The sequence below is a fragment of the Streptomyces sp. CS113 genome (genome assembly GCF_002188365.1).
GTDB lineage: Bacteria > Actinomycetota > Actinomycetes > Streptomycetales > Streptomycetaceae > Streptomyces > Streptomyces tendae.
In genome coordinates this window covers 7,198,918-7,213,471 of record NZ_KZ195574.1, presented here as the reverse complement: position 1 = coordinate 7,213,471, position 14,554 = coordinate 7,198,918, and the positions used below count along the sequence as shown (strand labels likewise).

Annotated in this window: 13 protein-coding genes, 1 rRNA gene and 1 riboswitch; of the genes, 2 read left to right on the top strand and 12 right to left on the bottom strand. The window is 70.3% G+C overall.

What is annotated here, in order from left to right; genetic code table 11:
* Positions 1-76 precede the first annotated feature (76 nt).
* Positions 77-496 (top strand): TOBE domain-containing protein, encoded by a 420-nt coding sequence (locus B9W62_RS32455; RefSeq protein WP_087810478.1) that lies wholly within the window; start codon positions 77-79, stop codon positions 494-496.
* A 74-nt stretch (positions 497-570) separates the two neighbouring features.
* Here the strand turns inward: B9W62_RS32455 and gcvP are convergent, their stop codons facing one another.
* Entirely contained in the window at positions 571-3,456 is a 2,886-nt protein-coding gene (gcvP, locus tag B9W62_RS32450) for an aminomethyl-transferring glycine dehydrogenase (RefSeq protein ID WP_087810477.1), read from the bottom strand.
* A gap of 177 nt (positions 3,457-3,633) precedes the next feature.
* Positions 3,634-3,729, bottom strand: a riboswitch (glycine riboswitch).
* A 147-nt stretch (positions 3,730-3,876) separates the two neighbouring features.
* Between gcvP and B9W62_RS32445 the strand changes: the two genes are divergently transcribed.
* Positions 3,877-4,254, top strand: a complete 378-nt coding sequence (locus B9W62_RS32445; RefSeq protein WP_179235784.1) for a PRC-barrel domain-containing protein — start codon at positions 3,877-3,879, stop codon at positions 4,252-4,254.
* Here the strand turns inward: B9W62_RS32445 and B9W62_RS32440 are convergent.
* The 11 genes from B9W62_RS32440 to rrf all read right to left on the bottom strand — a co-directional run bounded on the left by B9W62_RS32440 (position 4,170) and on the right by rrf (position 14,553).
* A complete protein-coding gene (locus B9W62_RS32440; RefSeq protein WP_087810475.1) occupies positions 4,170-5,615 on the bottom strand; it encodes a DNA polymerase IV in 1,446 nt (481 codons plus the stop codon). The genes B9W62_RS32445 and B9W62_RS32440 overlap by 85 nt on opposite strands.
* A 73-nt stretch (positions 5,616-5,688) precedes the next feature.
* Positions 5,689-6,375, bottom strand: coding sequence for a MerR family transcriptional regulator (locus tag B9W62_RS32435; protein ID WP_179235783.1), 687 nt, complete (start codon positions 6,373-6,375; stop codon positions 5,689-5,691).
* A 162-nt stretch (positions 6,376-6,537) separates the two neighbouring features.
* Positions 6,538-7,011: a bifunctional nuclease family protein gene (locus tag B9W62_RS32430; RefSeq protein WP_030189411.1), complete on the bottom strand. Its 474-nt coding sequence runs from the start codon at positions 7,009-7,011 to the stop codon at positions 6,538-6,540.
* Positions 7,012-7,143: 132 nt separating this feature from the next.
* Positions 7,144-7,881 (bottom strand): transcriptional regulator FtsR, encoded by a 738-nt coding sequence (locus tag B9W62_RS32425; RefSeq protein ID WP_087810473.1) that lies wholly within the window; start codon positions 7,879-7,881, stop codon positions 7,144-7,146.
* 44 nt (positions 7,882-7,925) lie between these two features.
* Positions 7,926-8,777: an FHA domain-containing protein gene (locus B9W62_RS32420; protein WP_256976807.1), complete on the bottom strand. Its 852-nt coding sequence runs from the start codon at positions 8,775-8,777 to the stop codon at positions 7,926-7,928.
* A 148-nt stretch (positions 8,778-8,925) separates the two neighbouring features.
* Positions 8,926-9,768 carry a DUF881 domain-containing protein gene (locus B9W62_RS32415; protein ID WP_087810471.1) on the bottom strand — a complete coding sequence of 281 codons (843 nt, stop codon included), beginning with the start codon at positions 9,766-9,768 and terminating at the stop codon, positions 8,926-8,928.
* A gap of 5 nt (positions 9,769-9,773) precedes the next feature.
* Positions 9,774-10,106: a small basic family protein gene (locus B9W62_RS32410; RefSeq protein ID WP_003977440.1), complete on the bottom strand. Its 333-nt coding sequence runs from the start codon at positions 10,104-10,106 to the stop codon at positions 9,774-9,776.
* Complete coding sequence (locus B9W62_RS32405; RefSeq protein ID WP_087810470.1) at positions 10,103-11,011, bottom strand: DUF881 domain-containing protein; 909 nt, start codon at positions 11,009-11,011, stop codon at positions 10,103-10,105. The genes B9W62_RS32410 and B9W62_RS32405 overlap by 4 nt, the downstream gene beginning before the upstream one ends.
* A 99-nt stretch (positions 11,012-11,110) precedes the next feature.
* On the bottom strand, positions 11,111-13,606 hold the full coding sequence (locus tag B9W62_RS32400) for a mannose-1-phosphate guanyltransferase (RefSeq protein ID WP_087810469.1): 2,496 nt from the start codon (positions 13,604-13,606) through the stop codon (positions 11,111-11,113).
* A 112-nt stretch (positions 13,607-13,718) separates the two neighbouring features.
* Positions 13,719-14,327, bottom strand: a complete 609-nt coding sequence (locus B9W62_RS32395) for a cardiolipin synthase ClsA (RefSeq protein ID WP_007388195.1) — start codon at positions 14,325-14,327, stop codon at positions 13,719-13,721.
* Positions 14,328-14,436: 109 nt separating this feature from the next.
* Positions 14,437-14,553 (bottom strand): 5S ribosomal RNA (rrf, locus tag B9W62_RS32390).
* Between the last annotated feature and the right edge of the window lies 1 nt (position 14,554).

Genomic DNA, 14,554 nt, shown 5'->3' with positions numbered 1-14,554 from the left:
ATCAGGCCGGCCGCGGCCGGCGGTGCCTTGTGGCCGACCCCGGCAAGATCCAAACGACACCCCCTACGGTGCCCCCATGAGCCTGAGCATCCGCAACCAGCTCCCCGGCACCGTCACCGCCGTCACCCCGGGCGAGGCCATGGCTACGGTCGGGGTCCGTCTCTCCGGCGGCCAGGACCTCACCGCGGCGATCACCCGGGAGTCGGCCGAGGACCTCGCACTCGCCCCCGGCAGCGCCGTACGGGCCCTGGTGAAGTCCACGGAGGTGGCGCTGGCCACCGGGCGCTTCGAGGGCCTGTCCATCCGCAACCGGCTGCCGGGCACGGTCACCGCCGTCACCACCGGCGCGGCGATGGTCTCCGTCGCGGTCGCCGTCGAGGGCGCCGAGCTGACGGCCGCCATCACCCGGCAGGCCGCCGACGACCTGGGGCTGTCCGTCGGCGTGCCCGTGGTCGCGCTGGTCAAGTCGACGGAGGTGTCGCTCGCCACGGCCTGAGACGCGGACAGGCCCCGCCCGGACACCGCGTCTCCGCGGCCCGGACGGGGCCTGTCCCCCTTATGCGGCGGGACTCAGTCCTCGTACGCGTCCAGCGGCGGGCAGGAGCAGACCAGGTTCCGGTCGCCGTAGGCCTGGTCGATGCGGCGCACCGGCGGCCAGTACTTGTCGGCGGCGGACACCCCGGCCGGGAAGACGGCCTCCTCGCGCGTGTACGCGTGGTCCCACTCGCCGCCCAGCGCGCCCGCGGTGTGCGGGGCGCCGCGCAGCGGGTTGTCGTCGGCGGGCCAGGCGCCGGAGCCGACCTTCTCGATCTCCGCGCGGATGGCGATCATCGCCTCGCAGAACCGGTCCAGCTCGGCCAGGTCCTCGGACTCGGTCGGCTCGATCATCAGCGTGCCGGCCACCGGGAAGGACATCGTCGGCGCGTGGAAGCCGTAGTCGATCAGCCGCTTGGCGACGTCGTCGACGCTCACGCCGGTCGCCTTGGTCAGCGGGCGCAGGTCGATGATGCACTCGTGCGCCACCAGCCCGCCGGGACCGTTGTAGAGCACCGGGAAGTGCGGCTCCAGGCGCTTGGCGATGTAGTTGGCGGACAGCACGGCCACCTGCGTGGCCCGCTTGAGGCCCTCGCCGCCCATCAGCCGGACGTACGACCAGGAGATCGGCAGGATGCCGGCCGAGCCCCACGGCGCCGCCGAGATCGGACCGACACCGGTCTGCGGACCGGCCGCGGGCTGCAACGGGTGGTTGGGCAGGTACGGCGCCAGGTGCGACCGTACGGCCACGGGGCCGACGCCGGGACCGCCGCCGCCGTGCGGGATGCAGAAGGTCTTGTGCAGGTTCAGGTGGGAGACGTCGCCGCCGAAGTGGCCGGGCTTGGCGAGGCCGACCAGGGCGTTGAGGTTGGCGCCGTCCACGTAGACCTGGCCGCCGGCGTCGTGCACCTGCGCGCAGATGTCGGCGACGTGCTCCTCGAACACACCGTGCGTGGAGGGGTAGGTGATCATCAGCACGGCCAGCTCGTCGCGGTGCTTCTCGATCTTGGCCCGCAGGTCCTCGACGTCGATCTCGCCGTCCTCGGCGGTCTTGACGACGACGACCTTCATGCCCGCCATGACGGCGCTGGCGGCGTTGGTGCCGTGCGCGGAGGACGGGATGAGGCAGACGGTGCGCTGCTCGTCGCCGTTGGCCCGGTGGTAGCCGCGTACGGCGAGCAGGCCGGCGAACTCGCCCTGCGACCCGGCGTTGGGCTGGAGCGAGACTTTGTCGTACCCGGTGACCTCGGCGAGCCGCTCCTCCAGCTCGCGGATGAGGGTCAGGTAGCCCTGCGCCTGGTCGGCGGGGGCGAAGGGGTGCAGCGCGCCGAACTCGGGCCAGGTGACCGGCTCCATCTCGGTGGTCGCGTTGAGCTTCATCGTGCAGGAGCCCAGCGGGATCATGCCGCGGTCCAGCGCGTAGTCCCGGTCGGCGAGGCGGCGCAGGTAGCGCAGCATCGCGGTCTCGGAGCGGTGCTGGTGGAAGACGGGGTGGGTCAGGAAGTCGTCGGTGCGCAGCAGCGACTCGGGCAGCGCCTCCCCGCTCTCCGCGTCCAGCGACTCGATGTCGCCCTCGACGCCGAAGGCGTGCCACACGCCGCCGACCTGGGCCCGCGTGGTGGTCTCGTCGCAGGCGAACGACACGTGGTCGGCGTCGACGAGCCGCAGGTTGATGCCGTTCTCGCGGGCGGCGTGGACGATCGCGGCGGCCCGGCCGGGCACCCGCGCGGTGACCGTGTCGAAGTAGGCGCCGTGGACGATCTCGACACCGCCCTCGGCGAGTCCGGCGGCGGTGATCGTGGCGTAGCGGTGGGTGCGCCGCGCGATGGCCCGCAGGCCCTCGGGGCCGTGGTAGACGGCGTACATGCCGGCCATGACGGCGAGCAGCACCTGCGCGGTGCAGATGTTGCTGGTGGCCTTCTCGCGGCGGATGTGCTGCTCGCGGGTTTGCAGGGCCAGGCGGTAGGCCTTGTTGCCGTCCGCGTCGACCGAGACGCCGACCAGGCGGCCGGGCAGGCTGCGGGCGAACTTCTCGTGCACCGCCATGAAGCCGGCGTGCGGTCCGCCGAAGCCCATCGGCACGCCGAAGCGCTGGGTGGTGCCCACGGCGATGTCCGCGCCCAGCTCGCCGGGCGAGGTGAGCAGCGTGAGGGCGAGCAGATCGGCGGCGACGGTGACGAGAGCGCCCAGCTCGTGCGCCCGGTCGATCACCGGCTTGATGTCGCGGACGGCTCCGGAGGCGCCCGGGTACTGGATCAGGACGCCGTTGATCTCGCGCTCGGCGACCTCGGCGGGGATGCCCTCGCTCAGGTCGGCGACGACGACCTCGACGCCGGTCGGCTCGGCACGGGTCTGTATCACGGCGACGGTCTGCGGCAGCGTGTCCGCGTCGACCAGGAACAGGCCCTTCTTGTTCTTGCCCATGCGCCGGGACAGGGCCATCGCCTCGGCGGCGGCGGTGCCCTCGTCGAGCAGCGAGGCACCGGAGGTGGGCAGGCCGGTCAGCTCGGCGACCATGGTCTGGAAGTTCAGGAGGGCCTCGAGCCGGCCCTGGGAGATCTCCGGCTGGTACGGCGTGTACGCCGTGTACCAGGACGGGTTCTCCATGACGTTGCGCAGGATGACCGGCGGGGTGAAGGTGCCGTAGTAGCCGAGGCCGATCATGGAGTCGAGGACCTGGTTGCGGTCGGCCAGGGAGCGCAGCTCGGCCAGCACCTCGGCCTCGGAGCGCGCGCCCGGCAGGTCCAGCCGGTCGGCGTTCTTGATCACATCCGGCACCGCGGCGGCCGTCAGTTCGTCGAGCGAACCGTAACCGACCTGCGCGAGCATCTTGGCCCGGGCCTCGTGGTCGGGGCCGATGTGGCGCTGCTCGAAGGGCATGGCCTGTTCGAGCTCGGAGAGCGGAGTGCGGTGGGCGGTCATTGCGGAGGCCTCCTGGTCTGACGACCTTCGAGGGGCACCACGGCGCGGGTACCCGGACGGCCTCCCCCTCTGTCATCTCAACCTGAGAGCTTCACCGGGCGAGCCCTGGGGCTCTCCCGGCTTTCACCGTCGGTGAGAGCGGAAGCCGTCGACACCCGCTCTGCTTTCCAGAGTGACCTCGTCCGTGCGGTACGTGAGCCTGAGAGATTCCGGGGAGGATTTGCTCCTTCGGCGCCTCCGGTGGTGTCCGGAGGACTCTCCCGCGCGGGGTCAGCAGCCGTTTGCCAGCGTACCAGCGAGGCCGCCGCACGGACTTCGAGTGGCCGACCGAGCCCTTGTGCCTTTTTGTAGTACTTACGGATGATTAGGCGGCTGGTGCGACCACATCCGGCCCAGTGGTGCGATCAAGTGGAGGGCCCCGTGCGTACTGACATCGATCCGCGGAACCTGATCGGCCGCAAGGCGTTCGACCGCGACGGCACCAGGATCGGCACCGTGGACGAGGTCTACCTCGACGATGCCACCGGCGTCCCCGAGTGGGCGGCGATACGGACCGGCCTCTTCAGCAGGGACGCCTTCGTCCCCCTGGAGCCCAGCGAGCTGGTCGACGGCGCCCTGCGCGTGCCCTTCGACCGGGCCCTGATCAAGGAGGCGCCCGACTTCGGCGTCGGCCGGCACCTCTCGCCGGAACAGGAACTCCAGCTGTACCACCACTACGGCTTGGACGTGGCCGCCGGTCCCCCGCCCCCCGACCACGACTTCGGCAAGCTGGCCGGCAGGGGCAACGACGACGGCTGACCGCCCTCGCCACCCTCGCCGCCCTCCGCGGCGGCGACCAGCGGCAGCGGATCCGCCGGTGTCAGCTCCGGGTCGTCCACCGGGAAGGTCCGCACCCGCCCGACCTCCGAGTACGGCGTCTCGAATCGCACGGTGACCCGCCCGAGACCGCTGCCCTGCACCCAGCCGTGCCCCAGCTCCGTGTGCCGCACGTCGTGCCCCGCCGGCCACCGCCGCTCGGTGGGCGAGGGTCTGTGCTCCTCGGCGGGCGCGGTCTCGGGCTCCTCGGCCAGTTCCTCGGCCCGCCCCTCCGCGGCCTGCGCGAACAGGTCCTCCTGCGTGTAGTCGGCGAGCCCGCTGACTCCCACGCCGAGCAGCCGCACGCCGCCCGTGGTGTCCACCGAGTCCAGCAGTCGCGCGGCCGCCTCGCGCACCACCGCGGGGTCGTCGGTGGGCCCGCGCAGGGTCTCGGAGCGGGTCAGCGTGGAGAAGTCGTATCTGCGCACCTTGAGCACGATGGTCCGCCCGGACAGGCCGGAGGCGCGCAGCCGCCGCACGCAGCGGTCCGCGAGCCGTCCCACCTCGACGCCGACCCGCACCCGGTCGTGGATGTCCACGTCGTAGGTGTCCTCGACCGACACCGACTTGGTCTCCCGCTCGGCCACCACCGGCCGCTCGTCCCGCGCGAGCGCCATGGCGTACAGCGCGTGGCCGTGCGCCTTGCCCAGCAACCGCACCAGCTCGTCCTCGCCCGCCTCGGCGATCTCGCCGACCGTGGTGATCCCGGCGCGCCGCAGATGGTCTCCCGTGGCCGGGCCCACGCCGGGCAGCGTGCGCACCGTCATCGGCTCCAGCATGGCCCGCTCCGTCCCGGGCGGGATGAGCACCAGTCCGTCGGGCTTGGCCTGTTCCGAGGCGATCTTGGCGAGCATCTTGGAGGCGGCGAGGCCCACGGACCCGGTGAGGCCGGTGACGGTGCGGATGTCCGTGCGCAGCTTCGCCCCGGCCAGCCGCGCCGTCTCGGCGTCCCGGGCCGTGCCGCCGGCCTCCAGGTCCACGAAGGCCTCGTCCAGGCTCAGCGGCTCCACCAGCGGCGACAGCTCCCGCAGCAGCCGCATCACCTGCTCGCTGATCGACCGGTAGAGCTCGAAGCGCGGAACGAGGTAGGCGGCGTGCGGCGCGAGCCGACGGGCCTGGCCCATCGGCATCGCGGAGTGCACGCCGAACACCCGGGCCTCGTACGAACAGGTGGCGACCACGCCGCGCGGTCCGAGGCCGCCCACCACCACGGCCTTTCCGCGCAGGCTCGGCTTGGACGCCTGCTCCACCGAGGCGAAGAAGGCATCCATGTCGAGATGCAGGATCGTGGGCACGGATCTCACATCTCCGATGCTGCCCTACGCCACTGACAATCCCGCCGCGACCGGCAGGACCGAGCCGGTCGCGCCACGGGACTCAGACCGCCCGGTTGTTCCGCCGCCGGGCCAGCTCGTCGGCGGGATTGTGCCCGACCAGGGTCTCCCCCGTGTCGATCCGCTCCCCGTGCAGCTGGGACAGCGCACCCTCCACGTCCCGCCAGACGACGCCGACGGCGATCCCGAAGATGCCCTGGCCGCCCTGGAGCAGTGCGTGCACCTCGTCGGGCGAGGTGCACTCGTAGACGGTGGCGCCGTCGCTCATCAGCGTCATCCGCTCCAGGTCCCGGAAGCCGCGCTCCCTGAGGTGCTGGACGGTGGTGCGGATGTTCTGCAGGGAGACCCCGGTGTCGAGGAAACGCTTGACGATCTTCAGCACGACCACGTCGCGGAAGCTGTACAGACGCTGCGTTCCGGAGCCGTGCGCGGGCCGCACGCTGGGCTCGACGAGCCCCGTGCGGGCCCAGTAGTCGAGCTGCCGGTAGGTGATGCCGGCGGCCGCGCAGGCCGTCGGGCCGCGATAGCCGATCTGCTCGGACGCCATGGACGTCGCCCCTCCGCTGGTCGGCACCGCTGCCGGTCGCTGCGGACCGGGATCGGCCGCGCCACCGTGCTGGGCGTGGCTCGCGCTCGCGCGAAGCCGGGAGCCCGGGGGCGGGTACGGACCGCCTGCCCCCAGGCCGTGCCCGGGGCCACCCCCAACCGTACCGTCGCCGCTGATTCTCACGCCGACCTCCGTCCTTGACCTGCCTCCTCGAAGGTAGGCAGTCACCAAGGGTGCGTCAACGATCGCCACACTCGGCACGCCGAGTGATAATCACCCTACGAGTGGTTTCCCGTGCCCTGTCCCGGGAAAGGCTAGCCGGATGTGCGCGAACGGGGCCGCGTCTCACTGGTTACTGGTCCCGAAGTCCTCGGGCGAGATCTGGTCGAGGAACTCGCGGAACTTCTCCACCTCGTCCTCCTGCTCGTCCGGAATGGCGATGCCGGCGTCGTCGAGGACCGTGTCGCTGCCGTAGATCGGCGTACCGGTGCGCAGGGCCAGCGCTATGGCGTCGGAGGGCCTGGCACTGACCTCGACCCCGCTCGCGAACACCAGCTCGGCGTAGAAGACCCCGTCCCGCAGGTCGGTGATGCGCACTTCCGTGAGCTCCTGGCCGACGGCTTCCAGCACGTCCTTGAACAGGTCGTGGGTCAGCGGGCGCGCGGGCGCCATGCCCTGCTGGGCGAAGGCGATCGCCGTCGCCTCCCCAGGTCCGATCCAGATGGGAAGGTAACGGTCGCCGCCCACCTCGCGCAGCAGCACGATCGGCTGGTTGGAGGGCATCTCGACCCGGACACCTACGACATCGAGCTCGTTCACACAGCAACCCTAGGCCGTGCCCGGGACGTTTGGGTAGTCGGGCCGGGATCGGGTGGGCGATCCGGGTCTGGAACGGGCCGGTGCCGCGGGTCGGGACCGGGCGGGTGGCCCGGATCCTCGTTCCCGCCCCGTTCAGGGCAGCCGCACGCCCAGGGCGGTCTGCACCAACGCGGCGTGCAGCCTCACCGCGAGACCCGCCAGCTCCTTGGTGCGCTCTTCCGCGTGTGCCCTGGTCTGGGGGTTGCGATGCCGCTTCAGCGGGGCCACCACCTGGTCCACGAGCCCGGCCTCCCGGTCGGCGGCGGCCTTCATCACCCGCAGGTGCCGCGGCTCGATACCGAAGCGCCCCAGCTGCACCACCAGCGACGCCACGGTGACCGCCTCGGCGTCGTACGCCCCGTCGGGCAGCGGGGCGAGCAGTCCGTACGACTCCCACTCCTTCAGCTCCTGGTCGCCGATCCCGGCCGTGGCGAGCAGCTCGTCCCGGCCGATCCTGGCCACCGTCGGGGCCTCGGCGGACTCCGGTACGGCCTCGCCGTCCCGCTGCCGGCCGACCCGTGGCAGCGTGACGGCCTCGCCGCGCTCCACTGCGTCCAGATGCTCGCGGATCACCTTGAGCGGCAGGTAGTGGTCCCGCTGCATGCGCAGCACCTGGGCGAGCCGCTCGACGTCGTGCGCACTGAACTTGCGATACCCGGCCGGGGTCCGCCGCGGCTCGACGAGGCCCTCCGACTCCAGGAAACGGATCTTGGAGATGGTGATGTCGGGGAACTCGTCACGCAGTGCGTTCAGCACCGCGCCGATGCTCATCAGCCCACTGTCCGTGGCGGCGGCGCCTTGCCCGGCACCGCCGCTCGGTGTTTGAAACATGGACCTTCCCTGGAGGTTCCCCGGGCGCGCGGCCCGGGGGCGGGTCAGTAACCCCGCTGGCTCGCGTAGAACACCAGCCGGTACTTGCCGATCTGCACCTCGTCACCGTTCGACAGGGCGACCTGGTCGATGCGCTCGCGGTTGACGTAGGTGCCGTTCAGGCTGCCGACGTCGGCGACCGTGAACGAGCCGTCCGGGCTGCGCCGGAACTCCACGTGACGGCGCGAGACCGTCACGTCGTCCAGGAAGATGTCGCTCTGCGGGTGACGGCCGGCGGTGGTCAGCTCACCGTCGAGCAGGAAGCGGCTGCCCGAGTTCGGACCGCGGCGCACGACCAGGAGCGCGGAGCCCAGCGGCAGCGCGTCCACGGCCGCCTGCGCCTCGGGAGAGAGCGCCGGCATCGCCGTCTGACCGGTGACCTCGGCGTCGTAGGCCTCCAGACCGGAGATGGAGATCGTGGAGGTGGTCTCGGACGCGCGCTCCGGGACCGCGCCGGCCCGCAGTGGAGCGCCGCAGTTGGAGCAGAAGCGGCTGTTCTCCGCGTTGCGGTTGCCGCACCTCGTACACACCAGGGCCGACATGGACGGATCCTCCTGCCGCGGCTGCCCCGCCGGGGCGTTCGACGCGTACGGGTCGGGGTTGAACCCTCCACCCGTACCCGAGGCCGAGGGCTGGCCGAAACCTATGCCGCCGGACTGAGCAGGGTCAACAGACGGCGCGCCCGGACCACCCACCTGGTCCCGGTACATCGGGCGTCGGCCCTCCGCGTCGGGCTGTGCGCGATGACGGGCGGTCGCGTTGTCGCCGCTGCCCTCTCGCGCGCTCTTGCCGAACAACTTCGCAAACAACTTCACGGGCGATTCCCCTTGACCGAAACAGACCCGCCCGTGGGGCAGGACGAACCCTTACTGAACGCACTGGCCGACCCGGACACCTTCACAACGTCCGTCTCCACCAGACAGTTTCCACCACGCACCACCCAATCGGTGCGCCGACCCCCCGCAACCTCATGCCCTCGCCGGACGTCCGCCATGCACCGTCGGTTCACTGGGAGGACGACCGAGCGTAGTCAGGCCGCTCCGCCGCTCGCAAGGCGTCCACGACGATCTTGCTCGACCGCTCAACAGTAACGGTGGCCTGTTCCTTCTCCAGAGTCTGCACCACTCCTCCAGGAATGTTGAGAGCCGGTTCGAGGTCCTGCGGCTTGCCGATGACCAGGAAACGATACGGCGCGTTGATCTTGTTCCCGTCGACGGCGACGGAGTTGTCGGCGTCCGCGAGATACGTGCCGGCGACGACCCGTACGCCGTTCACCTGGATCGCCTCGGCACCCGCCGCGCGCAGCTCCTGGATGGCGTCGAGCAGCATGTCCGCCTCAACCGTCCCCTTCGTGTCCTCGATGGTCACCGTGATCCCGGGCCCCTGCGCGGCCACGGTGCCCGCGAGAATGCCCAGTTGCCGCTCCTTCTCGAGCGTCTGCTTGCGGGCCTCCTCCGCCTGGTCGGAGCTGTTCTCCAGCTCGTCGCGCTGCTTCTCGAGGCCCTGCTTCTCGTCTTCAAGACGCTGAGTTCGGTCGTCCAGTTCATCGAGGATGCGGACCAGATCCTCCTGGCGGGCACCACGCAGCGCGCTGTCGCTGTCACTGTTGGACGCCACCTGGACCGCGAGGCCGAACCCGAGCCCGAACAGGAGCAGCGCGACGATGAGTTGCGCCCGGGTCAGGCGCGGCGGCCACAGCCCCTTCAGGAGCCGCTGCCTGCCGGCCGGCCCGTTCCGCTCCGGCCGTGCGCCCTGCGGGTCCCGCCCGGGCGCGGGCGGCGAGGGCGGCACTTCGTCGGGCAGTTCCTCGCGCAGCCTGTTCGCGGGCTGCTCCTCGTGGTCGCTCATCTGCCTCACGCCCGGAAGACGTGGCGGCGGATCGCCGCGGCGTTGGAGAAGATCCGGATGCCGAGGACCACCACGACACCGGTGGACAGCTGGGCGCCCACACCCAACTTGTCGCCCAGGAACACGATCAGCGCGGCCACGACCACGTTCGACAGGAACGACACCACGAAGACCTTGTCGTCGAAGATGCCGTCGAGCATGGCCCGCAGACCACCGAAGACGGCGTCCAGCGCCGCCACGACGGCGATCGGCAGATACGGCTCCACGGCCGCCGGCACCTCGGGCCGGACCAGCAATCCGGCCACGACTCCCACGACGAGGCCCAGTACGGCGATCACGATGTGCCCTTCTCGGATATCGGTTGTGCTGTACGTACGATCACACTCGGCGCGGCCGGCAGCTTGAGGTCGTCCGCGACGGAGATGGCGGTCCGGATGCCGTAGCTCTCCTGAAGAGCATGCAGGTACAGCCCGTCGGCACTGTCCTGGAACCCTCTGCTGAGCTGCTCGCCGTCCCCCACCGCGAGCACCGTGTACGGCGGCACCAGCGGCCTGTTGTCGACCAGTATCGCGTCACCGGCGGCCCTGATCGCCGACAGTGCCGTCAGACGCTGACCGTTGATCGAGATCGCCTCGGCACCGGACTCCCACAGCCCGTTGACCACCCGCTGCATGTCCCGGTCGCGCACCCGGCCGGTGTCGGAGAAGCCGGAGGTGCCGCGCGGCTGCCCGTCGGCGCCCGTGCCGCTGACATCCTTGGCGTCGTTCACCACGAGTTTCACGCCGGGGCCGTGCACTTCCACCGCGCCCGACAACATCCCCATCAGGTCGGACCGGTCGCCGTCGCCGCTCTTCTCCAGTGCCTCACGCCGGCGTGTGTTCACTTCGTCGCGCAGCTCGTCGACGCTCTTCTCCAGCTTGTCGGCCGCGGAGGTCTCCCCCTCTATGCGGTCGACCAGCTCCTCACGCTCCTTCGCGACGACGGGAGCGGCGACCCGCGCCTGGGCCGCGCCGACCGTCACGACCAGGGCCGCGAGGACCAGACCGGCCGCCAGGCCCAGCTTGGCGCGCAGCGTCTTGGGCATGCCACCGCTGCCGTCGGCCTTCTTCCGCGCGGCGGCCTCGGCGTATCCGTCGTCGAGGCTGTGGTCCATGACATTGGTGAGCAGGGACATGGACGCGTCCGGGCGCGCGGGCCGCGTGGATGTGCTCCGAACGGGGGGTGGCTGCGGCATGCCGCACATCGTCGCACGCCACCGCCACTACCTCCGAACGGCCCCACCGGCGTGCCGGACAGGCCCCCTTGGGGACACTTGTCCGGCACGCACGCGTGCGGTGCGTTTTCAGCGGCCCGCGCTGTCCACCACCGCGGCCCACTCGTCCAGCAGCGCCTGCGCGGAGGCGTCGTCGGGGCCCTCGGCCCACAGGTGCGTGACCGCTTCCGCCGGGTCGGGCAGCACCATCACCCAGCGCCCGTCGGTCTCGACCACCCGCACCCCGTCCGTCGTATCCACGAACCGGTCTCCGGCCGCCTCGACGACCCGCCTCATCACCAGGCCCTTGACCGCCCACGGAGTCGCCAGATCACGCTTCAGGACGTGCGCCCGCGGGATCCGCGCGTCGATCTGGCTCAGCGTGAGCTGCGTCCGTGCCACCAGCCCGATCAGCCGCACGAAGGCCGCCGTGCCGTCGTAGACACTGCTGAACTCCGGGACGATGAAGCCGCCCTTGCCGTCCCCGCCGAAGATCGCGCCTTCCTCGCCCCCCACTCGCGTCAAGTCGTCCGGGGAGGTGGTCGTCCACTCGACCTGCGTGCCGTGGTACGCGGCGACCTGCTCGGCGATCCTGGTCGTCGTCACCGGGAGCGCCACCCGGCCGCTGCGCCGCTCGGCCGCGATCAGGTCCAGCATGACCAGCAGTGCTCGGTCGTCCTCGATGATGCGGCCCTTCTCGTCGACGAGCGACAGCCGCTCGCCGACCGGGTCGAACCGCACCCCGAACGCGGCCCGCGAGGACGCCACGATCTCCCCGAGGCGCACCAGACCGGACCGCCGCATGTCCGCGGACTCGGTGGGCCTGGCCTCGTCGAGGCCGGGGTTGATGGTCAGCGAGTCGACGCCCAGCTTCCCGAGCAGGCTCGGCAGCACCAGCCCCGCGCTGCCGTTGGAGGCGTCGACGACGACCTTGAGCCCGGACTCCGCGATGCCGGTGATGTCGACGTTGCGCAGCAGGGACCCGGTGTAGGAGTCGAACACGCTGGACGGGAAGTGCAGGTCCCCGATCTCTCCGGGGAACGCCCGGCGGTACTCCTGCCGCGCGAACACCCGGTCCAGCTTCCGCTGGCTGCCCTGCGACAGGTCGGCGCCCTGTCCGTCGAAGAACATGATGTCGACGGAGTCCGGCACCCCGAGGGTGGTCCGGATCATGATCCCGCCGGCGCTGCCCCGCGCGGTCTGCTGCCGCGCCACGGGCAGCGGTACGTTCTCCAGGTCGCGTACGTCGATGGCGCTGGCCTGAAGCGCGGAGATCACCGCCCGCTTCAGCGCGCGGGCGCCACGGGAGTGGTCGCGGGCCGTGGTGACGGTGGACCCCTTCTTCAGGGTCGTCGCGTACGCACCGGCCAGCCGTACGGCGAGTTCCGGCGTGATCTCCACGTTCAGGATGCCGGAGACACCCCGGGCGCCGAACAGATGCGCCTGACCGCGGGACTCCCAGATGACCGAGGTGTTGACGAAGGCACCGGCCTCGATCGTCTTGAACGGGTAGACCCGCACATTCCCCTGGATGATCGATTCTTCACCGACCAGGCATTCGTCGCCGATGACCGCGCCGTCCTCGATCCGCGCGGCCCGCATGATGTCGGTGTTCTTGCCGACCACACAGCCCCGCAGATTGCTGTGCGGTCCGACGTACACGTTGTCGGCGACCACGGCCTTGTGCAGGAAGGCGCCGCTCTTGACGACGACGTTGGACCCGACGACCGTGTGCTCGCGGATCTCCGCGCCGGCCTCGACCTTGGCGTAGTCGCCCACGTACAGGGGCCCGCGCAGCACGGCGTCGGGATGCACCTCGGCACCCTCGGCCACCCAGACCCCGGGCGAGATCTCGAAGCCGTCGATGTCGACGTCGACCTTGCGCTCCAGGACGTCGGCCTGGGCCTTCACATAGCTTTCGTGGGTGCCGACGTCCTCCCAGTAGCCCTCGGCGACATAGCCGTAGATCGGCTTGCCTTCCTTCATCAGCTGCGGGAAGACGTCACCGGACCAGTCCACGGGCACATCGGGGTCGACGTAGTCGAAGACCTCGGGCTCCATGACGTAGATCCCGGTGTTCACCGTGTCCGAGAACACCTGGCCCCACGTCGGCTTCTCCAGGAAGCGCTCGACCTTGCCCTCTTCGTCGACGATGGTGATGCCGAATTCCAGTGGGTTGGGCACGCGCGTCAGGCACACCGTGACGAGCGAGCCCTTTTCCTTGTGGAAATTGATCAGGTCGGTGAGGTCGAAGTCGGTCAGGGCATCGCCGGAAATGACGAGGAAGGCATCGTCCTTCAACGCCTCCTCCGCGTTCTTGACGCTTCCGGCGGTACCGAGTGGCTTCTCCTCATTGGCATAGGTGAGCTCCATTCCGAGCTCCTCGCCGTCACCGAAGTAGTTCTTGACCAGGGAGGCCAGGAACTGGACGGTCACGACGGTCTCATTGAGCCCATGCCTTTTGAGCAGCCGAAGCACGTGCTCCATGATCGGCCGGTTGACCACCGGCAGGAGCGGTTTGGGCATGCTCGAGGTCATGGGACGAAGGCGTGTGCCTTCGCCTCCAGCCATCACGACGGCCTTCATGTCGGAAGCGTCCTCCTCTGAGAGACGACGGTTTAGCCGACTTCACCCGTCCAGGGTCCCGCACTTTTCCAGCGGGGGCCATCCGGCCACCGGGACCGCACAATCGGCGAGTTCAATCGGCTGCGACGTCCGCACGAACCAGGCGGCGGACCTGCACCACGTAGAGAACACCTGCCCACCAATACAGGGTTGTACCCCATCCGGCGAACGCCCATCCGAACACAGCGGCGAGTGACGCGATCCATCCGCTTCCGTCGCTCAGCAGAAGCAGGGGGAAGGCGTACATGAGGTTGAAGGTGGCGGCCTTGCCCAGGAAGTTCACCTGCGGCGGCGGATAGCCGTGGCGCCGGAGGATGCCCACCATCACCAGCAGCATCGCTTCCCGGGCCAGCAGTACAAGGGTCAACCAGAGCGGGAGAATCTCGCGCCAGGTGAGGCCCACCAGTGTCGAGAGGATATAGAGCCGGTCGGCCGCGGGGTCCAGCAGCCGGCCGAGGCTGCTGATCTGGTTCCAGCGCCGCGCGAGCTTTCCGTCCAGGTAGTCGCTGACCCCACTCAGGGCCAGCACCAACAGCGCCCAGCCGTCGCTCTGCGGCCCGCCGAACTCGGGTCGCAGGATGAGCCACAGGAACAGGGGCACGCCGGCCAGGCGCGCCATGCTGAGGATGTTCGGGATGGTGAGGACCCGGTCGGTCTGCACGCGGGTCTCCTGGACCTCCACGCGGGGGCCTCCTGGGGGAAACGAGCCAATGATGCTCACTGACCTTACCTCAACGCAAAAAAGCTCTGGCTCTCGGGCTGCATGCCCAAGAGCCAGAGCTCTAAAAGGAGTTCGGCGGCGTCCTACTCTCCCACAGGGTCCCCCCTGCAGTACCATCGGCGCTGTAAGGCTTAGCTTCCGGGTTCGAAATGTAACCGGGCGTTTCCCCTACGCTATGACCACCGACA